General features: G+C 32.7%; 23 protein-coding genes. 21 read left to right on the top strand and 2 right to left on the bottom strand.

Translation table 11 applies throughout. The features are described from left to right. Positions 1-108: 108 nt before the first annotated feature. The 20 genes from Q4487_RS09575 (at position 109) to Q4487_RS09480 (ending at position 18,126) form a co-directional block, all read left to right on the top strand. Entirely contained in the window at positions 109-447 is a 339-nt protein-coding gene (locus tag Q4487_RS09575; protein WP_038505492.1) for a PadR family transcriptional regulator, read from the top strand. A gap of 4 nt (positions 448-451) precedes the next feature. Continuing rightward, entirely contained in the window at positions 452-1,084 is a 633-nt protein-coding gene (locus Q4487_RS09570; protein WP_303539718.1) for a hypothetical protein, read from the top strand. A gap of 1 nt (position 1,085) precedes the next feature. Beyond that, positions 1,086-1,784 carry a hypothetical protein gene (locus tag Q4487_RS09565; protein ID WP_303539720.1) on the top strand — a complete coding sequence of 233 codons (699 nt, stop codon included), beginning with the start codon at positions 1,086-1,088 and terminating at the stop codon, positions 1,782-1,784. A 61-nt stretch (positions 1,785-1,845) separates the two neighbouring features. Then, on the top strand, positions 1,846-3,318 hold the full coding sequence (locus Q4487_RS09560) for a DUF5687 family protein (protein ID WP_303539722.1): 1,473 nt from the start codon (positions 1,846-1,848) through the stop codon (positions 3,316-3,318). A 44-nt stretch (positions 3,319-3,362) separates the two neighbouring features. After that, positions 3,363-4,103 (top strand): ABC transporter ATP-binding protein, encoded by a 741-nt coding sequence (locus Q4487_RS09555; RefSeq protein ID WP_100894331.1) that lies wholly within the window; start codon positions 3,363-3,365, stop codon positions 4,101-4,103. 190 nt (positions 4,104-4,293) lie between these two features. Continuing rightward, positions 4,294-6,837 carry a hypothetical protein gene (locus Q4487_RS09550; protein ID WP_303539725.1) on the top strand — a complete coding sequence of 848 codons (2,544 nt, stop codon included), beginning with the start codon at positions 4,294-4,296 and terminating at the stop codon, positions 6,835-6,837. Between the two features lie 7 nt (positions 6,838-6,844). Further along, on the top strand, positions 6,845-7,264 hold the full coding sequence (locus Q4487_RS09545; protein WP_100894329.1) for a polymer-forming cytoskeletal protein: 420 nt from the start codon (positions 6,845-6,847) through the stop codon (positions 7,262-7,264). Then, positions 7,242-7,478 carry an AtpZ/AtpI family protein gene (locus Q4487_RS09540; RefSeq protein WP_232732594.1) on the top strand — a complete coding sequence of 79 codons (237 nt, stop codon included), beginning with the start codon at positions 7,242-7,244 and terminating at the stop codon, positions 7,476-7,478. The genes Q4487_RS09545 and Q4487_RS09540 overlap by 23 nt, the downstream gene beginning before the upstream one ends. Beyond that, complete coding sequence (locus tag Q4487_RS09535) at positions 7,478-7,870, top strand: DUF6168 family protein (RefSeq protein ID WP_303539729.1); 393 nt, start codon at positions 7,478-7,480, stop codon at positions 7,868-7,870. Before Q4487_RS09540 ends, Q4487_RS09535 begins: the two co-directional genes overlap by 1 nt. A gap of 119 nt (positions 7,871-7,989) precedes the next feature. Continuing rightward, positions 7,990-9,105: a F0F1 ATP synthase subunit A gene (gene atpB / locus Q4487_RS09530; RefSeq protein ID WP_100894327.1), complete on the top strand. Its 1,116-nt coding sequence runs from the start codon at positions 7,990-7,992 to the stop codon at positions 9,103-9,105. 49 nt (positions 9,106-9,154) lie between these two features. Then, positions 9,155-9,346 (top strand): ATP synthase F0 subunit C, encoded by a 192-nt coding sequence (gene atpE / locus Q4487_RS09525; RefSeq protein ID WP_013620961.1) that lies wholly within the window; start codon positions 9,155-9,157, stop codon positions 9,344-9,346. Positions 9,347-9,440: 94 nt separating this feature from the next. Continuing rightward, positions 9,441-9,941, top strand: a complete 501-nt coding sequence (locus Q4487_RS09520) for a F0F1 ATP synthase subunit B (protein ID WP_100894326.1) — start codon at positions 9,441-9,443, stop codon at positions 9,939-9,941. A gap of 9 nt (positions 9,942-9,950) precedes the next feature. Then, positions 9,951-10,490 (top strand): ATP synthase F1 subunit delta, encoded by a 540-nt coding sequence (atpH, locus tag Q4487_RS09515; protein ID WP_303539734.1) that lies wholly within the window; start codon positions 9,951-9,953, stop codon positions 10,488-10,490. Positions 10,491-10,535: 45 nt separating this feature from the next. Continuing rightward, positions 10,536-12,116, top strand: a complete 1,581-nt coding sequence (gene atpA, locus Q4487_RS09510) for a F0F1 ATP synthase subunit alpha (RefSeq protein ID WP_100894324.1) — start codon at positions 10,536-10,538, stop codon at positions 12,114-12,116. 92 nt (positions 12,117-12,208) lie between these two features. Further along, the gene (gene atpG, locus Q4487_RS09505) at positions 12,209-13,078 is read left to right on the top strand and encodes an ATP synthase F1 subunit gamma (RefSeq protein WP_303541280.1); all 870 of its coding nucleotides are present in this window, start codon (positions 12,209-12,211) and stop codon (positions 13,076-13,078) included. Between the two features lie 193 nt (positions 13,079-13,271). Beyond that, positions 13,272-13,775 (top strand): hypothetical protein, encoded by a 504-nt coding sequence (locus tag Q4487_RS09500; protein ID WP_303539738.1) that lies wholly within the window; start codon positions 13,272-13,274, stop codon positions 13,773-13,775. Positions 13,776-13,828: 53 nt separating this feature from the next. Further along, on the top strand, positions 13,829-15,289 hold the full coding sequence (locus Q4487_RS09495; protein WP_100894322.1) for an oligosaccharide flippase family protein: 1,461 nt from the start codon (positions 13,829-13,831) through the stop codon (positions 15,287-15,289). Next, entirely contained in the window at positions 15,286-15,720 is a 435-nt protein-coding gene (dut, locus tag Q4487_RS09490; RefSeq protein WP_100894321.1) for a dUTP diphosphatase, read from the top strand. Before Q4487_RS09495 ends, dut begins: the two co-directional genes overlap by 4 nt. A gap of 72 nt (positions 15,721-15,792) precedes the next feature. Next, positions 15,793-16,809 carry a sugar phosphate nucleotidyltransferase gene (locus tag Q4487_RS09485; RefSeq protein ID WP_303539742.1) on the top strand — a complete coding sequence of 339 codons (1,017 nt, stop codon included), beginning with the start codon at positions 15,793-15,795 and terminating at the stop codon, positions 16,807-16,809. Positions 16,810-17,007: 198 nt separating this feature from the next. Continuing rightward, the gene (locus Q4487_RS09480) at positions 17,008-18,126 is read left to right on the top strand and encodes an OmpA family protein (protein ID WP_303539744.1); all 1,119 of its coding nucleotides are present in this window, start codon (positions 17,008-17,010) and stop codon (positions 18,124-18,126) included. Positions 18,127-18,186: 60 nt separating this feature from the next. Here Q4487_RS09480 and Q4487_RS09475 read toward each other — a convergent pair whose 3' ends face one another. Next, the gene (locus Q4487_RS09475) at positions 18,187-19,482 is read right to left on the bottom strand and encodes an aminopeptidase P family protein (RefSeq protein ID WP_303539746.1); all 1,296 of its coding nucleotides are present in this window, start codon (positions 19,480-19,482) and stop codon (positions 18,187-18,189) included. A 277-nt stretch (positions 19,483-19,759) separates the two neighbouring features. On the opposite strand from Q4487_RS09475, the gene Q4487_RS09470 reads away from it, so the two are divergent. Beyond that, positions 19,760-22,612 carry a glycosyl hydrolase gene (locus tag Q4487_RS09470; RefSeq protein ID WP_303539748.1) on the top strand — a complete coding sequence of 951 codons (2,853 nt, stop codon included), beginning with the start codon at positions 19,760-19,762 and terminating at the stop codon, positions 22,610-22,612. Between the two features lie 52 nt (positions 22,613-22,664). Here the strand turns inward: Q4487_RS09470 and Q4487_RS09465 are convergent, their stop codons facing one another. Further along, entirely contained in the window at positions 22,665-24,494 is a 1,830-nt protein-coding gene (locus Q4487_RS09465) for a cytochrome-c peroxidase (RefSeq protein ID WP_303539750.1), read from the bottom strand. Positions 24,495-24,531: the final 37 nt, after the last annotated feature.

The raw sequence follows: 24,531 nt of genomic DNA, 5'->3' as shown, positions 1-24,531 counted from the left end.
TTATGCATAAGAAAATTATGTATATATTCGTGAAAGCAATTTTACTGCTAAAAGTTGCTATATAAATAGGTGATGTTTGTTTTAAGAGCAAAATAAGAGAACAAAAAAATGGGAAATTCTAAATTATACAAGGGTAGTTTAAATACTATTATTTTAAAGTTGCTTGAAGAAAAAGGCAAGATGTATGGATATGAAATTACACAAAAAGTAAAAGAGTTAACCAAAGGAGAACTTAAAATTACGGAAGGTGCATTATACCCAGCCTTACATAAATTAGAAGCGGAAGGACTTTTAGATGTTGAGGTTGCAAAGGTTGATAATCGTTTGCGTAAATATTACAAGCTAACTGAAGCAGGTGAAAAAGAAACCGTTAACAGATTGGCAGAGTTAGAGGAGTTTATACGTAGTATGCAAAATTTGGTAAACCCTAAATGGAGTATAGAGTAGCGATATGAAATTAAACAAAGAAAATATACAATTTATAGACACCTATCTTAAAAATTCTGATATTATGTTTACAGATGTCAGAACAGAAATGGTAGACCATGTTGCTACTGCGGTATCTGAAGATATGAAAGCTGAAAACCTTACGTTTTATGACGCTTTTAAAGCGTATATGGTTGTGCATAAAAAAGATTTATTAAAGTACAATAAGCAGTTTAAAAAAACTACAGATAAAATAGTACTTAAATTGCTTTTTAAAAAGTTTATTGCGCCATTAAATATCTGTATTATGATAGCTAGCTTTTTTCTTTTAATACAGTTTTTTCCTTTAGGAGAAAAGAAGTTTCTAAAATTTGTACCATTTGGTTTTTTAATAATTACTATACTAGTATATTACATTTTAGTGCTAAAAAAGCGTAAGCAACGTTTTTCTGGAATTGAAAGAGCTGGACTTATGCTTACTTTGATTTTTCAATTATATAACGCTTTTCAACACCCTTTTTTTAATGAAAAATCTGTAATTACAAACGACTACTATTTTAGCTTGTTTTTTGCACTTTTATTGGGGCTGTCTACTGCTTTTATTGCGGTGATTCTAGATCTTTATAAAAAATATACCAACCATTATGCTATTGCTTAATATGAAACTAACTAAAGAACAAATAGAAGAATTATACGCATTTACCCGCAAACATTATGTAGTGCATTATGATTTGCAGACCGAGCTAGTAGATCATTTAAGTAATGGTATAGAAGAACAATGGCAACAAAATCCAAATCTATCTTTTGATGATGCTTTAGGGGTTGAGTTTAAAAAATTTGGTGTTTTTGGTTTTATGGATGTTGTAGAAAAACGCCAAAAAGCTATGAACAAACGTTACAGAAAAATACTTTTTAGGTTTGTTAAAGAGTGGTTTCAGTTGCCAAAGCTGTTAACCACTATTGCAATTTTTATGGGCTTTTTTCTGGTACTTCATTTAAAGCAAGCATCATATGTATTAATGGGTTCAATACTAATTTTAGTAGCTGTAGATTTTTACCATCAATTTAAAAGAAGAAAAAAAGAGAAAACACAAAAGCAGAAAAAAGAAAAGGTATTTATGCTAGAAGCTATGATTGGCGATACCAGAAATGGTTTTTCTGTGTTAACATTTACTAATGTTTTTAATATTCTAAACGCTATGCGCTTTAATTTTAGTGAGCTTCATAGTTACTGGTTGGCACTTATTGCCATTGCTGCTACTTTGTTATGTTTAACTTTTTACATTACAGCTTATGTAATGCCTAGCAAAGCTCAAGAATTGTTAGAAGAAACGTATCCAGAATACAATTTAATTTAAAATAGTGTAACAAATTAGTATTTGTTGCCACTAACAAAATATAATTAATCAACCTTAAATTATGTTAAAACACTTTTTAAGCCTTCAATGGAAGTCCTTTTTTAGGTCAGCCTCTTTTAAAACCAACTTGGCACTTAAAATATTTATGGGCTTTTTTGCACTGTATTTTATAGTTGCTTTTCTGTTTATGGGCGTTGGCTCTTATTATCTTATTGAAAAAGCAGAAATAGGAGACCCTTTAGAGATAGTAAATAAATATATGATATACCTTTTTGTGTTAGATTTACTAATTAGGTATATGATACAGAAAATGCCTGTAACTAATATTAAGCCTTTACTTTATTTACCATTAAAAAAAGGACAAGTTGTAAATTATTCTTTAGGTAAAACTGTGGCTTCCTTTTTTAATTGGGGTTACGCATTTTTCTTTTTACCATTTTCTGTTGTTTTGTTAAAAGAGGGCTATAATCCGCTTGGCGTTGTAGCTTGGCACTTTGGTATTTTTGCACTTATTTATTGCAGCAATTTTATTAATGTTTTAGTTAATAATAAAGACAGTGTTTTTTACCCTGTAATTGCAATTTTTGTTGCCTTAGGTGCTTGTCAGTACTTTGGTATTTTTGATATTACTAATTACACAGCAACATTTTTTAATGGTTTATATAATGCACCTTGGATGGTTGCTTTGCCTTGGGTAGCCTTGGTAGGTTTGTACTTTGCGGCATTTAGCTATTTTAAAAAGAACATGTATTTAGATGCAGGTTTAAAAGGCAAACAAACCGTTGCTAAAACAGAAGATTTATCTTTCTTGGATAGGTTTGGAAATACAGGAACATTTTTAAAGAATGATATTAAACTTATAAAAAGAAATAAGAGACCTAAAACAGCTGGTTTAATGAGTTTTCTATTTTTGTTTTATGGCTTGTTATTTGGCTCTGGAGTAGTAGAGGTTTATGACGGACCTGTTTGGCAAATATTTGGCGGAATATTTGTTTCAGGCGGATTTTTATTCACATTTGGACAGTTTGTGCCAAGTTGGGATAGTGCTTATTACCAGTTAATGATGAGTCAGAATATTAAATACAGAGACTACATAACCTCAAAATGGTATTTAGTAGTAATTGCAACGCTAGTTAGTACTGTTTTGGCTTCATTTTATTTGTTTTTTGGCATAAACGCATACTTAGCGGTATTAGTAGGTGCTATTTATAATATAGGTGTAAACTCGCACTTAGTATTGTTAGGAGGTGCTTTTATAAAAATGCCAATAGACTTAACGTCTAATAAAAAAGCATTTGGAGACAAGCAGGCTTTTAATATGAAAACAATGTTATTATCGCTTCCTAAATTAATATTGCCAATGGTCATTTTTGCTGCAGGATATTACTTAGTAAATGCAACAACAGGTTACATACTTGTTGCAGCAGCAGGTATTTTAGGAATGGCATTTAGAAATCTAGTTTTTGATAAGATTGAAAAAATCTACAAAAAAGAGAAATATAAAACTATACACGCATACAAACAAAAAGCATAAAAAGTAACTCTGTAAAAGGAGTATAACCATAAAAAATAAAAACCATGATAAAAGCACAGAACCTTACAAAAACATACGGCACAGCTACGGTTTTAAATATAGAAAATTTAGAAATTCCAAAAGGCCAATGTTTTGGTTTAGTAGGTAATAATGGAGCAGGTAAAACAACATTCTTTAGCTTGCTGCTAGATCTTATTCAGCCTTCTACGGGTAATATTATTAATAATGATGTGCAGGTAGATGCTAGTGAAGCCTGGAAACCTTTTACGTCTGCATTTATAGATGAATCTTTTTTAATTGGTTACTTAACACCAGAAGAATACTTTTATTTTATAGGTGAGTTAAGAGGGCAAAACAAAGCAGATGTAGATGCGCTAGTACATAGTTTTGAAGATTTTTTTCACGGAGAAATATTAAATCAGAAAAAGTATTTAAGAGATTTATCTAAGGGGAATCAGAAAAAAGCTGGTATTGTAGCTTCTTTTATTGGTAGTCCTGAGGTTGTTATTTTAGATGAGCCTTTTGCAAATTTAGATCCTACTACGCAAATAAGACTAAAAGGTATAATTAAGAATTTAGCAGCAAATCAAAATACAACAGTATTGGTTTCTAGTCATGATCTAAGTCACGTTACAGAGGTTTGTGAGCGTATTGTGGTGCTAGATAAAGGTGAGTTGATAAAAGATATAAAAACATCTGCTGCTACATTAAAAGAATTAGAAATTTTCTTCTCTGGAGCAGAAGCACCAGACGCAGCAGTTGCTGTTTTTGAAGACGAAGAATAAATAGTTTCAGTTATTACAAAGCTGTTATTTTATGAAATAGAGACCTGTCAATTTGTGTATAAATTGATGGGTCTTTTTCTTTCAGCAGCTCATCAAACTAGATAATAAAAAATAAATAGTAAATTTATGCACCTTAAACATAATAATAGTGCGGTTTTTCTGTTTTGTTTAGGTAAGAATAGATACAATTTTGAAGCTTCAAACTAAAATTATAGGAACAGTAGCGCTAGCGGCATTAGTTTTTAATGCCTGTTCTACTAAAAAGAACGCCTTTGTAAACAGAGAGTGGCATGCATTAAATACTAAATTTAATGTACTCTACAATGGTAATATTGCTTTTGAAAAAGGCAGAGAAGAGTTAAATGCCAACTACAAAGATAATTACTGGGATTTATTGCCAATAGAGCGTTTGGAGGTTACAGATGATGTAAAACTAGACTCGGAAAATAACAATCCAAACTTTGTTATTGCTGAAGAAAAAGCAACTAAAGCCATACAAAAACACAGTATGGTAATTAAAGACAGGGAGCGTAATCCGCAAACGGACGAGGCTTTTTTGCTTTTAGGTAAAGCCCGTTATTTTGATCAGCGTTTTATTCCGGCACAAGAAGCATTTAACTATGTGCTTAAAAATTACATACAAAGTGACAAGTTTAACGAGGCGCGTATTTGGAGAGAAAAAACCAATGTACGTTTAGAAAATGAAGAACTTGCCATTAAAAACTTAAAAAAACTTTTTAAGTACGACGATTTATCAGACCAAGAATATGCAGATGCAAGAGCTGTTATGGCACAGGCATATATTAATTTAAATGCTCCAGACACTGCAATTCAGCAATTAAAAAGAGCGTCTGTTTACACAAAAAAACAAGAAGAAAAAGGACGGTATTATTTTATTATTGGGCAATTGTATAATCAGCTTAATAAAAAAGATAGTGCCAATTATGCTTTTAATAAAATTATAGATTTAAACAGAAAATCTCCTCGTGTGTACTTTATTAATGCGCATTTGCAAAAAATAATGAACACAACTGTTACTGCAGACAACAAAGAAGAAATGTTTGAGTATTTAACAGATTTAGAAGAGAACAGAGAAAACAGACCGTTTTTAGATAAAATATACAGGCAAAAAGCACAGTTCTTTTTAAATCAAGCACAAGATAGTATGGCTTTGGTTTATTTTGATAAGTCTTTGCGCGCTACCACAAACGATAACAGATTAAATGCGCTTAATTACGAGAATTTAGGGGAGTTTTATTTTGATGAAAATAACTACAAAATCGCAGGCGCTTATTTTGATAGCACGCTTACTAATTTAGTAGAGACAAGTAAAAAACACAGGTTAATAAAAAAGAAGTTAGACAATTTAGAGGATGTTGTAAAATATGAGGATATAGTGCAATATACAGACAGTGTGGTTACAATTTATAGTTTGCCAAAAGACAAACAGGTTGCTTATTTTGAAAAATATATTGCTGATAAAAAAGCAAAAGAAGAAGCGGCTGCAAAAAAAGAAAAAGAACGTCAAAATGCAGGAATTGCGGCTTTTGCAAATACGAAGGCAGGGAAACAAAACAAAGGAAAGTTTTACTTTTATAACGTTACAAGTTTAGGCTACGGTAAAACCGATTTTAAAACAGCTTGGGGTTCTCGTAAGTTAGAAGATAACTGGCGTTGGTCTAATAAAAACATTGTAATACAGACTGAAGATACAGATATAGCTAATGCCAATACAGATGTGTTAGCAGAAGAAGGGCAAGAGTACAAGGTAAGTTATTATATGGATAAGCTACCTACAGATGTTACTGTAATTGATAGCTTAAAAAAAGAAAGAAATTTTGCTAATTACCAATTAGGGCTAATATATAAAGAGAAATTTAAAGAGAATTTGTTGGCTGCTGGCAAGTTAGAGACGGTTTTAAAGTCTAACCCAGAAGAGCGTTTAATATTACCATCAAAATATAATTTGTATAAGATTTATGAAGAGTCTGGCAGTAATTTAGCTTCAGCAATGAAGCAAGATATTATAGCCAACCACAAAGGATCTAGGTATGCAGAAGTGTTGTTAAATCCGCAAGCTATTTTAGAAGGTAGCACAGATACACCAGATGCAAGGTATACAAAGTTGTATAAAATGTTTCAAAATCAACAATATTTGCAGGTTATAACAGGTGCAGAAGAAAATATTAATAGGTATACAGGAGATGAAATTGCACCTAAGTTTGAGATGCTAAAAGCAATGGCTACGGGAAGAATTGAAGGCTTTGAAGCTTTTAAAGAAGGCTTAAACTATGTGGCATTAAATTATCCAAACAATCCAGAGGGTAAAAGAGCTCAGGAAATGATTAAGTTTCAGATTCCTAAATTAGAAAATTCAGATTTTGTAAATCAATCAGGAAATGTAAAGGGGACTTGGAAAGTTGTTTTTCCTTTTAGTAGAAGTAATGATGCCGCTGCAAACGACCTATTAGAGTTAGTGAAAAAGTCTATTGAAGATTTAAAATATAAAAATAAAGCGTCTAAAGATATTTACAATTTAGAGCAGCAATTTGTTGTGGTGCATGGGTTTGCATCAGAAGAATTTGCGTTAGGATATGCAGAATTATTAAAAAACAATAAAGATTACAAGGTTGGTCATCAGAATTTTGTAATTTTATCCAACAACTATAAAGTTGTACAAGTGCATAAAAAATTAAACGAGTATAAAAACACACTATTAACTCCAAAACCGTAAAAAAAATATGTTTTCAGATAAGAGTAAACCTAGAGATGTTGTAGATATGGGCGGCCAGCCTAACAGAATTGGAAAAAACACCAAAATAAAAGGTGATATAGTTTCAGAAGCTGATTTTAGAATAGACGGTAAGTTAGATGGTAACGTAAAAACATCTGGAAAGGTAGTCATTGGCAAAGATGGTTACATACACGGTAAAGTAGAGTGTGTTAATGCAGACATAGAAGGTGGTTTTAACGGAGAGTTGTTGGTGTCAGATTTATTATCATTAAAATCTTCAGCAGTTATAGAGGGTACAGTTTCTGTTTCTAAGCTAGCTGTGGAGCCTGGAGCAACATTTAATGCTTCATGTGTTATGGGAGGTAAAAATGGTGCTTTATCAGGAGCTAAACAAGCTGCAGCTGGTGGAACTTCCAAAGCTTCCTAATAAAAATAAGCCTAATCATTTAAAAAATGCAGCAATGCTTTCTGGTATTGCTTTTCAAATGGGAGCTATTATTTACTTAGCTCATAAGGCTGGTGTGTGGTTAGATGCGCATTATAATATAAATAACGAAATTTTTACTGTAATTGCTACACTATCTGGTGTAGCAATTTCTATTTTTGCAGTTGTTACACAATTAAAAAAAATAAAATTCTAATGGCAAATCATAAGTTGCTTATCTACTTTTTCTCTACAATTATTATTTCATTAGCAGTAGCTTTTGGTGTGCACTTATTAGTGTTAGATGATATGCAAAAACCTTTGTTTGATAATAAGATTGTACTTTCTTATGTGATTAATTTTGTGTTGGTAACTGTAATATTTACAATCATTTATCTGTTAAGAAATCAGTTTAAAACACAATTAGGTATTTTTTTTATTATTGGTAGTGCCATAAAATTTCTTTTCTTTTTTATGCTTTTTTACCCATCATTTAATGCAGATGATAATATAAATCTAACAGAATTTGCTTCTTTTTTTGTCCCGTACAGCATATGTTTACTGGTAGAGACGTTTTTTATTGCTAAAGTGCTCAAAAACTTAGACTAACAAACTTATTTGTTGCGCTTTTTGGCTTGTGTTAAAATAATCAAAAAAAGGTTTTTTTCTTTTTGATAGAAAAGCGTACATTTGCACCGATTTTTAGAGACCGATATTTTTTAAGCAATATGCGAAATACATTTTTTAGTAAAATTATTTTAGTCACGGCACTTGTGTTTAGTTTGGGTTCTTTTGCGAACGACAACAATGAGCCACAAGAAAATGATTCACAAGTAAATAGTAGCGAAGAGATTCAGGCTTACATTAGCCATCACTTAGCAGATTCACACGACTTCACTTTGTATTCATATACAAATGATGCAGGGGAGCGTAAGCACTTTGGTTTTCCGTTACCAGTTATTGTTTGGACAAGCAAAGGTCTTAAGACTTTTATGTCTTCAGAATTTCATCATAACGATGACGGTCATGTTATCGTAAACAAGGATGGAGTTCAGCTTACAAAAATTCATAGTAAAATATATGAGTTAGAAGAAGGAGCGGCTACAGTTTCTTTTGACGATAAGCACCACGCTACAAATGCACACAAGGTTTGGGATTTTTCAATCACTAAAACTGTTGTAGGTATTTTGCTAGCTGGTTTATTAATGCTTTGGGGTTTTGGCTCTTTAGCTAGAGGGTATAAAAAGAGTCCAATTCCAACAGGTTTTGGTCGTGTTTTAGAGCCTTTAGTGTTATACGTGAGAGATGAAATTGCAAGACCAAATATTGGAGAAAAGCATTACCGTAAGTTTATGGGCTTTTTGTTAACTGTATTCTTCTTTATCTGGATATTAAACTTATTAGGCTTAACTCCAATAGGATTTAATGTTACAGGTCAAATAGCAGTAACAGTTTGTTTAGCCTTATTTACATTTTTTATAGTACAATTTAGTGGTAATAAAGATTACTGGAAACATATTTTCTGGATGCCAGGTGTGCCAGTTTTAATGAAAATAGCTTTAATTCCAATAGAAGTGTTGGGTATGCTAACTAAGCCATTTTCTTTATTAATTCGTTTATTTGCTAACATTACTGCTGGTCACGCTGTGGTTATGGGCTTAGTTGCTGTAACATTTACAGCAAGAGAAGCTTTGGGTGTTGGTGGTAGTTTAGGTGTATCATTCTTTTTAACGTTATTTATTTCTTTGATAGAAATTCTAGTAGCGTTTTTACAAGCCTTCATTTTTACAATGTTATCTTCATTGTTTATTGGTATGGCTGTAGAAGAGCATGATCATCATTAATTTTTAGAGTAGAATAAGAGTTTGTTTAATTTAATATAAATCAATTACTATGTACAATTTAATTGGAGCAGGATTAATCGTTATCGGAGGTGGTATCGGTTTAGGTCAAATCGGTGGTAAAGCAATGGAAGGTATTGCTCGTCAACCTGAGGCAGCTGGAAAAATCCAAACAGCAATGATTATTATCGGAGCATTATTAGAAGGTTTAGCTTTCGGTGCTTTGATCTTAGGAAAAGCTTAAGGACAAAAACAACAATCGCATTCCTGTAACGGTTGGTTACAGGATGTGTTTGTAATTAAACAAAAAACAAAAAGAATATAATTTATATTTTATAATGGATCAGTTATTAAACGATTTTTCGCCTGGCTTGTTTTTCATGTTGCTAATAATTTTATTAGTACTTATCTTCTTAATGGTTAAGTTTGCATGGAAACCAATAATGAACTCTTTAAATGAAAGAGAAGATGGCATTAAAAGTGCTTTAGAAGAGGCAGAAAATGCACGTAAAGAAATGCAGAACTTGCATGCAGATAACGAAAGGTTATTGCAAGAAGCACGTGCAGAGCGTGATGCTATGTTAAAAGAAGCTCGCGAAATAAAAGAAAAAATTGTTGCAGATGCAAAAGAGCAGTCTATTATAGAAGGCGATAAATTAATTGCACAAGCAAAAGCTACTATTGATAGTGAAAAGAAAGCAGCGGTAGCAGATATTAAAAACCAAGTAGCTAACTTATCTGTGCAAATAGCAGAAAAAGTTATTAAGGAGCAATTGTCTAATAATGACAAGCAACTTAAGTTGGTTGAAGATATGGTAGGCGATATTAAGCTAAACTAATAAGGGAAAATGAACGAGTCTAGAGCAGCTATTAGATATGCAAAAGCCATTTTAAACCAAGCGGTTGAAACTAAGGCTACAGATGCAGTTGAAAAAGACATGCATTCTGTTGTACAAACAATTTCAGACAGCAAGGAACTTCAAGATCTATTGGGTAGCCCTGTGGTTAAAGGAGCTATAAAAAAGAATGCTTTGTTAGCTGTTTTTGCAGGGAGTCATAGTATTTCTGAGGGACTTATTTCTTTGCTAGTAGATAATAAAAGAGTGTCACTTTTAAAAGAAGTTGCTCAGCACTATATTGTTTTAAATGAAAAGCTTAAAGGAGAAGAAACTGCAGTTGTAACCACAGCAGTAACTTTAACTAAAGAATTAGAAGCAAAAATTTTAGAGCAATTAGCAAAGTTAACTGGTAAAAAAGTAGCTATAACAAATGTTATAGACGAAAGTATTATTGGTGGTTTTGTATTAAGAATTGGCGATTTGCAATACAATGCAAGTGTAGCTAATAAATTAAATAGTTTAAAAAGAGAATTTTCAAACAGTCTATAGTCTTTGGTATATACTACGGACTTTGTAAATATTAATTAAAACAACATGGCAGGAGTAAAAGCCGCTGAAGTATCAGCAATTTTAAAACAACAGTTATCAGGATTTGACGCTAGCGCATCTTTAGATGAAGTTGGGTCAGTATTACAAGTAGGTGATGGTATTGTTCGCGCTTACGGATTAGCTAACGCTCAATACGGAGAATTAGTAGAATTTGAAGGTGGTTTAGAAGGTATAGTACTTAACTTAGAAGAAGATAACGTTGGTATTGTATTATTAGGTGGTTCAATAGGGATTAAAGAAGGCTCTACTGTAAAACGTACAAACCGTATTGCATCTGTAAAAGTAGGTGAAGGTATTGTTGGTCGTGTTGTAGATACTTTAGGTAACCCAATAGATGGTAAAGGTCCTATTGCAGGAACAACTTATGAAATGCCTTTAGAGCGTAAAGCTCCTGGTGTTATTTATAGAGAGCCAGTTACAGAGCCATTACAAACAGGTATTAAGGCAATTGATGCTATGATTCCAGTTGGTAGAGGTCAGCGTGAGTTGGTAATTGGAGATAGACAAACGGGTAAAACTACAGTTTGTATTGATGCTATCTTAAATCAAAAAGAATTTTACGATGCAGGTAAGCCTGTATATTGTATATATGTTGCTGTTGGTCAAAAGGCTTCTACAGTAGCTTTAATTGCTAAAACACTAGAAGAAAAAGGTGCTTTAGCTTACACAACAATAGTAGCTGCAAATGCATCAGACCCTGCTGCAATGCAAGTTTATGCTCCTTTTACAGGTGCTTCTATTGGTGAGTACTTTAGAGATACTGGTAGACCAGCTTTAATTGTTTTTGATGATTTATCTAAACAAGCAGTTGCTTACCGTGAGGTATCTTTGTTATTACGTCGTCCTCCAGGACGTGAGGCTTACCCTGGTGATGTTTTCTATCTACACTCTAGATTATTAGAGCGTTCTGCAAAAGTTATTAATGATGATGCTATTGCTAAAGATATGAACGATTTACCGGAGTCTTTAAAGCCAATAGTAAAAGGTGGTGGTTCTTTAACTGCATTACCAATTATTGAAACTCAAGCAGGTGATGTTTCTGCATATATCCCAACAAACGTAATTTCTATTACGGATGGGCAAATCTTCTTAGATGGAGATTTATTTAACTCTGGTGTACGTCCGGCAATTAATGTAGGTATTTCTGTATCTCGTGTTGGTGGTAACGCACAGATTAAGTCAATGAAAAAAGTATCTGGTACTTTAAAATTAGATCAAGCACAATACCGTGAGCTAGAAGCTTTCGCTAAGTTTGGTTCAGATTTAGATGCATCTACTTTAAATGTGATTGAAAAAGGTAAGCGTAACGTAGAGATCTTAAAGCAAGCTCAAAACGATCCTTACACTGTAGAAGATCAGGTGGCAGTTATTTATGCAGGTTCTAAAAACTTGTTAAAAGACGTGCCAGTAGAAAAGGTAAAAGAGTTTGAAGCTGAATATGTTGAGTTTTTAAATGCTAAGCATAGAGATGTTTTAGATACTTTAAAGTCTGGTAAATTAACTGACGAGGTTACAGATACTTTAGTAGCTGTTTGTAAAGATCTTTCAGCAAAATATAGAGCATAATCTCTCTTGGTTCTCTTTAAAGAGAATAAGACAAGGGAATTTTAATTAGACTAATCAATCCCTCTCGTTTGGAGAGGTTAGGAGAGGAAAAAATGGCAAACTTAAAAGAAATACGTAACAGAATAGCATCAGTATCTTCAACGATGCAGATTACCAGCGCAATGAAAATGGTATCTGCAGCTAAGTTAAAGAAGGCACAAGATGCAATTACTGCAATGAGGCCTTATTCTGATAAATTAACAGAGCTTTTACAGAGCTTAAGTGCTAATTTAGATGCGGATTCTGGTAGTAAGTTTTCTGAGGAAAGAGAAATTAAAAAGGTTTTAATAGTTTCCATAACTTCTAACCGTGGTTTATGTGGTGCTTTTAACTCTAACATTCTTAAGCAAAGTGTTTCTCTTGCAGAAAATACATATGCAGGTAAAGAAGTTGAGTTTCTTGCAATAGGAAAAAAATCTAACGATTTTCTTTCTAGAAATTACAACGTAATTGCAAACCACAGTACGGTTTATGACGATTTAACTTTTGATAATATTTCTGAAATTGCAGAGGATTTAATGGAGTTGTTTGTTAATGGTACTTATGATAAAATAGAGGTTGTTTACAACAAGTTTAAAAATGCTGCTACGCAAATAGTAATGACAGAACAGTTTTTACCAATTGTAGCTGTAGCATCAGAAAAAGAAACTTCTAGTAATGCAACAGATTATATTTACGATCCTTCTGAAAAAGAAATTGTAGAGCAATTAATACCAAAGTCTTTAAAAACACAATTGTATAAAGGTGTTAGAGATTCTTTTGCTAGTGAGCACGGTGCTCGTATGACTGCGATGCACAAAGCAACAGATAATGCAACAGAGCTTAGAGACCAGTTAAAATTAACGTATAACAAAGCAAGACAAGCAGCTATTACTAATGAAATATTAGAAATTGTTGGTGGTGCAGAAGCGTTAAACAACTAAAATTTAAGATGCTTTAATCTTAGATATTAAAATAAATTTAAGGTGTAAGTCTGATTTATTACGTATCTAGACGAAAAATAGAACTAAAAACCTCACTTCTCGTGAGGTTTTTGTTTTTTTGAAATCTTTTAAAAGAAATACTTGGCATTAAATTTGTCATTGTATCTTTATAAATATCAAAAACACCCCCATTATGAAAAATTCAATCTTTAGTATACTTGTAGTTTTAGGAATGTTAAGCAGTTGTTCTTCTCAAAAGAATTTAGTTGATTCTGCTCCTTTTGAAATAGGAACGGCATATTGCCAAGATTGGTATGGAGGTAAAGAAGAGTCAGGAGCAGGTGTAGAAGTAAAGATACCTGTTGCTAATTTAGATGGTTATAGAGTAAACTCTCTTTTTTTTAGAGGTCAACAATCTTATGTTAAAATACAGGATGAAGAAGGTCAAAAATTTGTTGTAGCAACAATGTTGGCTAAAAAGGCTATGCCCCCTAAAGATATGGTAATGCATGCAGATCCAAAAGAGGAAGTTGGAAACTCGCCTGCAACAAAAGAATTACAAAAAGACTTTCCGTTTGAGTTGGCTTATGATGAAGCTGTTTTAAGCTACTATAAAGGCGATGTAATAAACTATGTTAAGATAACAGGTATAAAGCACAAACAAGCTTTAATTTACCCTACTAGATCAAAAGAATAACACTTTGCTTGCTAGGGTATAAATAACTACTTTTATACTCTAATTAAACACTATTGAATCCTTTTAAAAAACTTTTTAAGCAAACCTTTGTGTATGGTTTGGCAACAGTGTTGCCTAGAATGCTGTCCTTCCTTTTGGTGCGTGTGTATACAGACGTAATGGATCCAGATATTTATGGTCAGGTTTCTGTTATTTTTGCTTGGTTTGCAATTTTTAATGTGTTTTTAGCTTACGGTATGGAGACTGCTTTTTTTAGGTTTTACCATAAATCAGAAGACAAAGAAAAGGTAATTTCTACATCGCTTATTTCTATAGCTGTTTCTACCTTAGCTTTTTTTGTAATAGCATTAATATTAAAAAATCCTTTAGCAAGTTTTGCTGGTATTAGGGAGGAGTTTATCTCTTATGCAATTTTTATTCTTGTTTTAGATGCTTTAGTAATTATTCCTTTCGCATGGCTTAGAGCTACAGAGAAACCAATGAAATATGCAATTATAAAAATTGTGAACATTTGCATCAATCTTGGCTTAAACCTCTTTTTCTTATTGTTGTTACCTAAGCTTGTTGTTGGTAATACAGATTCTATCTTAACATCAATTTATAAAGAAGACTTTCAAATTTCATATATATTTATATCAAATTTAATTGCAAGTGGGGTAACATTAATTTTAATGTTGGGTTTATATCTTAAAAGCAAATATGTTTTTGATAAAGTATTGTGGCGTTCTATGATGAAGTATGCAGGGCCCGTTTTATTAGCTGGTATAGCGTTTACAATTAATGAAGTTTTTGATAAAATTTTATTGGAATGGCTTCTGCCAGAAGACATAGCCGAATCTGAGGTTGGTAAATATGCTGCTTGTTACAAATTGGCTTTGTTTATGACTCTCTTTGCTACAGCATTTAGAATGGGAATAGAACCTTTCTTTTTTAGTCATTCTAACTCTAAAAATCCTCAAAAAGCATATGCGCAAATTACCAATTACTTTGTAATATTAGGCAGTGTAATTTTATTGGGAGTAGTAGTTTTTGCTGATGTGCTAAAACTAATGTTTGTAGACAACTCTGAGTATTGGGAGGCAATGAAAGTGGTGCCATTAATTGTTTTAGCAAACTTCTTTTTAGGAATTTATCATAATTTATCTGTTTGGTATAAGGTTACAGATAAAACGCGTTACGGTGCTTTTATATCTGTAATTGGAGCCATTGTGACTATAGTTGTTAATGTGGCACTTATATCTACATTAAGTTATATGGCCTCTGCCATAGCTACAGTTTTAGCTTATGGTAGTATGATGGTGCTATCTTATTGGTACGGCAAAAAAAATTACCCAATACCATATAATATGCGTAAAATAGTATTTTATTTTAGTTTATCAGTGGTGTTATCAATTTTGTCTTTTTACATTTTTGACAGAAACCTTTGGGTGGGTTGTGCTTTTCTACTCTTATTTGTAGGCTTAGTGTATAAAATGGAAAATGAAGTATTAAGAAAAATAATAAAGAAAAAATGACAATAAAAATAATTAATAAATCGGCTCATGAAACTCCTAGTTATGAAACTATGGCTTCTGCTGGGATGGACTTAAGAGCCAATATTTTAGAATCTATTACGTTAAAACCTTTACAAAGAGCAATTATTAAAACGGGTCTTTTTATAGAGTTGCCAGTTGGTTATGAGGCGCAAGTACGCCCAAGAAGTGGTTTAGCAGCCAAAAAAGGTGTTACTGTTTTAAATGCACCTGGCACTATAGATGCAGATTATAGAGGTGAAATTGGTGTAATTTTGGTAAATCTATCTAATGAGGATTTTAAAGTTGAGAACGGTGAGCGTATTGCACAATTGGTTATCGCAAAGCATGAACGAGCAGAGTGGGTAGAGGTAAATGAGTTGTCTGAAACAGCTAGAGGCGAAGGTGGCTTTGGTAGTACAGGCACTAAGTAAAAAATAATATAAACATAAACCATTATTAATATAGGCGCATTAATTTGTGCTTAGATTTAAAAAAAGAAAAAAATGAAAATTATAGTTCCAATGGCGGGTAGAGGTTCTCGTCTTAGACCACATACATTAACAGTTCCAAAACCATTAATACCAATAGCTGGTAAGCCAATTGTGCACCGCTTGGTTAGTGATATAGCAAAGGTTTTGGATGAACCAATTGAAGAGGTTGCTTTTATTTTAGGTGATCCGGCTTTTTTTGGTGATGATGTTATTGCTAGTTTAACTGCTTTAGCAGAGAGTTTAGGCGCTAAAGCTTCTATTTACAGGCAAGACCAACCTTTGGGTACGGGGCACGCTATAATGTGCGCTAAAGACTCTTTAAGTGGCCCTGCTGTAATTGCATATGCAGATACATTAATTAGAGCAGATTTTGATTTAGATAAAACTGCAGATAGTGTTATTTGGGTAAAACAAGTGGAAAAACCAGAAGCTTTTGGTGTTGTTAAATTAAATGACAAAAATGAAATTATAGAGTTGGTTGAAAAACCAGAGCAATTTGTGTCTGACTTAGCTGTAATTGGTATCTATTATTTTAAAGATGTTGCTGTTTTGAAAAATGAATTGCAACACGTTTTAGATAATAATATTATTAATGGTGGTGAATACCAAATTAATGATGGTATTAAGCAAATGATGCAAAAAGGTAAAAAGTTTGTTTCTGGTAAGGTTGATGAATGGATGGACTGTGGAAATAAAAATGTTACTGTAGAAACCAATATGCGTATGTTAGGCTTTTTAGAAAAAGACGGAGAAGCATTGGTTTCTAAATCTGTAACATTAGATAATGCTAACATTATAGAACCTTGTTACATAGGAGAAAATGTAGTGCTTAAAAATACTACTGTTGGGCCATACGTTTCTGTAGGAGATAATACGGTTATAGAAAATTCAACCATAAAAAATAGCCTAATACAAACTAATAGCAAAATCGAAAATGCAAATTTAGATAATGCAATGGTTGGTAATCACGTAAAATACAATGGCAATTACGAGACAATTAGTATAGGAGATTACTCTGTTTTAGAATAAATTTTTGATATAAAATATTGCATTTAAACCCCGTAAAATTGCTTTTTATGGGGTTTTTTGTGTTTTTTTACACCTCGTTTTTTTAGTAATTCACATACAAAAATTACGCTTTCTACAACAATGTGTAGTGTAAATTGCTTAGGGTCAAATAAATATGTGTTAATTAGCACGTGAACACCAAACCCCAAATGTTTAGTTATGCATACAATTCCCCAAACAAAACTTACTTACAAAAACATTATCTACTTATTTTTATTTACGGTTTTTATAAACTCAAATGCGCAGAACCTGGTAAAAAACCCAAGTTTTGAATTTGCCACAAAATGTACTAAGAGACCAGGTAATTTTCAAAAAGACGTTTCAGACTGGCGTACACCATCAGATGGTAGTACAGATTATTATAGTGATTGTAGTCCTGAAATGAGTACCAATCATAACTTTATAGGAAGACAACAAGTATATGACGGCAAAGCTTTTGCAGGGTTTTATATGCTTGGCCCAGATAATTATAGGGAGTACATTACCGGATCTTTATCTCAAACATTAATTAAAGGAAAAAAATATAAAGTTTCATTTATGGTTAGCCTAGCAGATAAGGCGGGATTAGCTGTAGATGAATTTCAAATATTATTTACAGAAAGAGCTCCAAAATGGAGTACCAAAAAAAGTATAGCAATAGATTATGTAAATAACTCAGAGGAAATAAAGCTATTAAGAGTAAGGTCTGCTAACGGATATGTTAATAACAGAACTTGGACAAATGTATCTATTACTTTTATAGCAAATGGGACAGAGTCTTTTATAACTCTAGGTAATTTTAAAAGAGACAAAAGAACTAGGACCAAGATTGTTAATGAAAGGTTACGTAAAGCTTCATATTATTATGTAGACAATGTTTCTGTTGAGGAGTATGAAAGTATAAATGTAGATGAGATTTATGTAATTAAAGACTTGTTATTTACTTCTGATAGTTATATAATTAATCCAGAGGCTAAAGGTCAATTAAGAGAATTAGTTAGGCATTTAAAAAGAAATCCGCAATTAAACGTAACAATATTTGGGCATTCAGATAATGAAGGGAATGCTAAGTACAATAAGTTACTTTCTTTAAATAGGGCCAAGTCCGTTGGTGAGTTTTTATTGGATAACGGTTTAACTTTTGACCGTATCAAGTGGCAAGGACATGGAGATGCAATTCCGTTGGCAACTAACAATAGTGAAACAGGAAGATTAAAAAACAGAAGGGTTGAGTTTGTGGTTTCTGAAAACAAGTACAGTAACTACGCAAATACAGCTTTTGAAGAAGATAAAGATTAAGTATAAAAAAACCTCTTCCTTTAGCGGGAAGAGGTTTTACTATTAAAACAAATTTTAATGCTACTTAGCTTGCATTAATTCTTCAATTTCTTCTGCTTCTATAGGAATGTTTGCCATTAAGTTAAAAGGCTCTCCTTTTTCTTGTATTACAACATCATCCTCTAATCTAATACCTAAGTTTTCATTAGGAATATAGATGCCAGGCTCAACAGTAAATACCATATTTGCTTTTATAGGAGTTTTTAATTCTCCGTAATCATGCGTATTTAAACCAATATGGTGACTTGTACCGTGCATAAAGTACTTTTTGTATGCTGGCCAGTTTTTATCTTCATTTTGTACGTCTGCTTTGTCTAACAAGCCAAGACCTAATAATTCACTAGTCATTAGTTTACCTACTTCCTTATGGTATTCTGCCCAAAGTGTTCCAGGAACAAGCATTTTTGTTGCGTCATTTTTAACACGTAAAACAGCGTCGTAAACAGCTCTTTGTCTTTTAGTAAACTTACCACTTACTGGTATACTTCTACTTAAATCACTAGAGTAGTTTGCATATTCTGCTGCAACATCCATTAGAATAACATCGCCATCTTTACATTGTTGGTTGTTTTCTATGTAATGTAATACGTTTGCGTTGTAGCCAGAGGCAATAATTGGTGTGTATGCAAATCCTTTAGAACGGTTACGTACAAATTCATGTAGCAATTCTGCTTCAATTTCATACTCCCAAACACCAGGCTTAACAAAGCCTAATAAACGTCTAAAACCTTTTTCTGTTATATTACAAGCTTCTTGCATTAATGCTAATTCTTCAGGCTCTTTAACACCTCTTATGCTTTGCATTATTGGAAAACTCTTTGCCCATTGGTGAGCAGGGTAATCTGCTTTACATTTTTTTATAAAACGATCTTCTCTTGTTTCTGTTTCTACAGCTTGCCTGTAATGTTCGTTGGTATCAAAATAAACAGTATCTGCTTCTGTCATTATATCAAAGAAAACTTTATCAAAGTCTGTTAACCAATAAACAGTTTCTATACCAGATACTTCTGTTGCACGTTCTTTGGTGAGTTTTTCACCTTCCCAAATGGCAATATGTGCATTGGTTTCACGAACAAATAAAATTTCTCTGTGTTTTTTATCTAATGCATCAGGAAAAAGAACTAAAATAGTTTCTTCTTGATCTGCACCAGTTAAGTAAAAAATATTTCTATGTTGCTCAAAAGGCATTGCGCTATCTGCGCCAATTGGGTAAATGTCATTAGAATTAAAAACGGCAATACTTTTTGGCTTCATTTGAGCCATAAACTTTTTGCGGTTTTTTACGAATAATTTAGAATCGATTTGATTGTACTTCATTTCTTAATTTTTCAGGTTGTTATATTGAAATTTTAGTGGCAAAATCGCATAAAATTACAAGATGCAACCAAAAGTAATGAATATCTATTTTGATGCATAGAAAAAGGTATTTTTTAGCCTCCTTTTAACGTATTTAAAGCATCAAACTATAATTAAAGACATATGTTTTTAGGTAGATAAAAATTATTTTGGGATAACGCCCTTTATTTATAACTTCCGTAGGTTAAAAACAAAGACTAATTAAGAGAACAAAACCTAACGAACTAAAACCTAAAAAATGAAAAAAATTTTATCTTTTTGCTTTTTGCTATCTGGTGCATTAAGCTGGGCGCAACCTGCGGCAACTCCCCAGAATGTTGTAGAAGGTGCACTTAAGCAAAAGAAACAAATGCAAGAATCTTCTATAGTTAAAAACATTGCATTTACAAATATTGGTCCTACGGTTATGAGCGGGCGTATTGTAGACGTTTCTGTAAACCCAGACAAGCCAACAGAGTTTTATGCGGCATATGCTTCTGGCGGTTTGTGGTATACAAATAATAATGGCACAACTTTTACTCCTGTAATGGACAGTGCAAGTACTCAAAATATTGGAGATATTGCTGTAGATTGGAAAACAGGTGTAATTTGGGTTGGTACAGGGGAAAATAACTCTTCTAGATCTTCTTATGCTGGTGTTGGTTTGTTAAAGTCTACAGATAAAGGCAAAACGTGGCAAAATATGGGCTTGGTAGATGCTCATCATATTGGCAGAATTTTAATTAATCCAAAAAATAGTAATGAAGTTGTTGTTGGAGCAACAGGTCATTTGTATTCTGCTAATAAAGAACGTGGAATATACAAGACTATAGATGGTGGTAAAACTTGGAAAAAAACACTTTTTGTAAATGATGTTACTGGTATTATAGACGTTGCTATGGTGCCAACAAACTTTAGTGTGCAATACGCAGCTGCTTGGGAAAAAGACCGTAAAGCTTGGAATTTTTCTGGTAACGGATCAAACTCTGCAATATATAAAAGTGTTGACGGTGGTAGTAGCTGGACCAAAATTACAACTAAAGAAAGTGGTTTTCCTGTTGGTGAAGGTGTAGGTAGAATTGGACTAGCTGTTTTTGATGAAAACACTGTTTACGCTGTGCACGATAGTCAGTTTAGAAGACCTGCCGTGGCAAAAAAGAAAAATGCATCTAATGATTTAGTAAAAGATGATTTTAAAACAATGTCTACTAAGGAGTTTTTAGCGTTGTCAGATTCTAAACTTAATAACTTTTTAAAGACAAATGGTTTTCATGAAAAACATAGAGCACCAAACGTTAAGCAAATGGTGCGTGTTGGTACTGTAAAACCTATAGATATTGCTAAGTATTTAGAAGATGCTAATTCTATGTTGTTTGATACTCCTGTTGTTGGCGCAGAAGTTTTTAGAAGTGATGACGCAGGAAAAACCTGGAAAAAAACAAATACGGAGCATATAGATAATTTATTTTATAGTTATGGATATTATTTTGCTCAAATTAGGGTTCATCCTAAAAATAAAGATGAGATTTACTTAGCTGGTGTGCCTTTAATTAAATCTAATGATGGTGGTAAAACTTTTAATAATATAGATGGTGCCAATGTGCACTCAGATCATCATGCTTTATGGATTAACCCAGATTTAAAAGGGCATTTAATTAATGGTAATGATGGAGGTATAAACATATCTTACGATGATGGTAAAAGCTGGATTAAAAATAATTCACCAGCTGTTGGTCAGTTTTACGCTATAAACGTAGATGATGAAAAACCATACAATGTGTATGGTGGTTTGCAAGATAATGGTGTTTGGGTTGGAGCAAATAACGCCAGAGAAAGTGTTAGGTGGCACCAAACAGGTCATTACCCTTGGAAAAGTTTAATGGGTGGCGATGGTATGCAGGTACAAGTAGATAGCAGAAATGCAAATATTGTGTATACAGGTTTTCAATTTGGAAACTATTTTAGAATAGATAGGGAAAACGATTCGCAAAAATACATTCAACCTAAGCATAATTTAGGTGAAAGCCCATATCGCTTTAACTGGCAAACACCAATTTTACTATCTTCTCATAATCAGGATATTTTGTATTTAGGAGGTAATAAGTTACACCGTTCATTTAATAAAGGAGATAACTGGGAAACTATTTCTAGTGACTTAACTAATGGTGGTAAAAAAGGAAATGTTGCTTATGGTACGTTAACTACAATATCAGAATCTCCTTTTAAGTTTGGAGTATTATATACTGGTAGTGATGATGGTGCAATACAACTTACTAAAAATGGTGGCGCTACTTGGGAAAAAATAAGTGATAACCTTAATAATGATGAGCTTTGGGTTTCTAGAGTTGTAGCTTCTGCACACAAACAAGAGCGTGTATATGTAACTTTAAATGGGTATAGGTGGGATGATTATACGCCGTATGTTTACCTAAGTAATGATTATGGAAAAAGTTGGAAGAACATTGGTAAAAACATACCAGCATCTCCTGTAAATGTAATTATTGAAGATCCTGTAAATGAAAACTTATTGTTTGTTGGTACAGATAACGGTTTGTATGTTACTTTTAATATGGGAGAAACATGGGAATTGTTTACTAATGGTATGCCGGCAGTTGCAGTGCATGATTTGGTAATACAGCCTACAGCTAAAGATTTATTGGTAGGTACGCACGGTAGAAGTATTTACAAGGCAAATATTGCTAAGTTGCAAAAAATGACTCCTGCAATGTTGTCTAATAAATTGCACTTGTTTAAACCAGAAAGTATTAAGTTTTCAGGTAGATGGGGTAATGCTCCTTCAACAAGGTTTAGACCAAATACGCCAGGGGTAGATGTTAATTTTTACGCAGCTAAAAGCGGTAGTTTTAAAGCTCGTATTTTAACTATGAATAACATAGAAGTTAGTGCTGTTACTGTAGATGGTGAAAAAGGATTTAATGTGCTTTCTTACGATGTTGCTTTTTCTAAGACGGGAAAATCAAACTACTTAAAAAAGAATAAAGCACAATTAACACAGGCTAAAGACGGTAAAACGTATTTGCCAAAAGGAACTTATAAAATTGAATTATCTGGTAATGGCGGATCGGCATCTACCTCTTTTGAAATACAATAAAATACCAATTGCTATATTTTTAAAAAGCCAAGATAAATTTCTTGGCTTTTTTTTAATTCTTTTCTGCAACTGAATTGTCGGTTAGTGTATGCATAAATGCAATTAAGTCTTTTTGCTCGCTTTCTAATAAATTAAGCTCATCAAAAGGTAGTGTTTGGTGCTCTAAAGAAAAACCTAAACCTGCTCCTCCTCCTCCTAAATTGTAGAAATTTACAACTTCTTCTAAAGTATTGTAAATACCATTGTGCATATATGGTGCTGTTAGTGTAATGTTTCTAATAGTTGGTGTTTTAAACATTTTGTCATGTATGTCTTCTTCAAATACCCAATAAAATCCTCTGTCGTTATCTAAAGCTTTGTTTTTGCTTGTTTTTGGCACGCCAATAACTTCTTTTTCGGTTTCTTTATAAAAAGGCGGTACTGTGCCGTTTGTTAGTGGTACAAAATGGCAAGTTGCGCATAAAGCTTTTCCCATAAATAAATTAAAACCATTTTTTTCTTGAGTGGTAAAATTGCTTGTTTCGCCACGCATATCTTTATCAAACCTAGAATTAAAACCAATTAGTGTAGATACATAAACAGATATTGCTCTTACTGTTTCTCGATTACTATTGGGTACAACGCCAAAAACATTTTTAAATAATTTAGAGTAAGTGGTGTCTTTTAGTATGTTTCCAGAAAAACGATGCACATCTGTATTAAACTCTTTGTCGTTTTTAAAAACAGCGCTAATTTGGTCATCTATTGTATTTGCTCTACCGTCCCAAAAAAAAGCTTTTTGATATATACTGTTTAATAAAGTAGGGGTGTTTCTTTGTAATAAAGCTTTGTTGTTGTCATTGCCTAAAGATAAACCATCTGCATAACCTTTGCTTGGTAGGTGACAGGTAGCACATGACATTGTTTGATTATTAGATAAGTTTTTATCAAAAAATAACTTTTTACCTAGTGCAATTTTTTCTTCAGACGGATTTCTATCATTCACATCTAAAAAGTAATTGGTATTGAAGCTGTCTTCTTCAAAAAAAGTTGGAGCATCAAAATTAAAAGGATAAGCATTTGTTTTTCCATCCCAAAGTTCTGATGTTTTTCTTATTTCTACCCAGTTTCTAGTAATTGGATTAAGATAGTCCCTTATAAACGTGTATCTATCAAATAAGGCAAAGTCAGTATTTTTATTAATATATTTTACCGCCCTTTGTATGTTTTTTGAAAAATCACGATCTAGCTGCTCATTGTTAGATATAATTAAGTCTTGCAATGATAATTGATATACTTTATGTAAGCTTTTTAAAGAAACTGCAGTCTCTGTTATGCTTTGCCCTGTAACGGGAGTGTCAAAACCTGCTAATGCCAAACTAACAATACGCATTAATTGTTGGTGTGTGCCAATAAAAAAACGTTTAGGTGTTAATTCTCTTTTTTTAATATTTTCTTTTAAGTTGTTTAAAAAGCCTTTTTGGTAATAGAGTTCTCTTAAAAAGTCTTTTTGGTTGCCTTCTTCAGTAAATAAAGATTCTTCAATTTTTTGTAAGCCAATAGGGGCAACTATTCTGCCGCTGTCATCATTATAAATTGGTAAAGCAGGGCCATTGGCTCTATGTGTTACAGACGAATTTAAAACACCTGCATAGGGTTCTGCTTTTTTAAAAGCTAATCGTAGTTTAAAAAATAAAGGCTTTGCAATAGAGTCATCAATCTTTAATGTGTTTAAAGAGTCTATTAAATTTGTGGCTAATGTCATTTGCTCCAAGTAATATTCTTGGGCCGGCTGCCAGTTTACATCTTCAGGTGTTATGGTTTTGGTGTAACCTTGTTTCTGCTTGCAAGAGGAGATTAGTAAAAATAGAACAGCTATAATTTTAAAACTGTGTTTAAGCATTTGTTGTGGTTTTATAGTAAAAAGTCCCTGTACCAGA

Origin of the sequence: Cellulophaga sp. 3_MG-2023, assembly GCF_030546975.1 — a bacterium.
Lineage (GTDB): Bacteria > Bacteroidota > Bacteroidia > Flavobacteriales > Flavobacteriaceae > Cellulophaga.
Note: the sequence above shows the minus strand (reverse complement) of the source record. Positions and strands in the feature narration are given on the sequence as shown.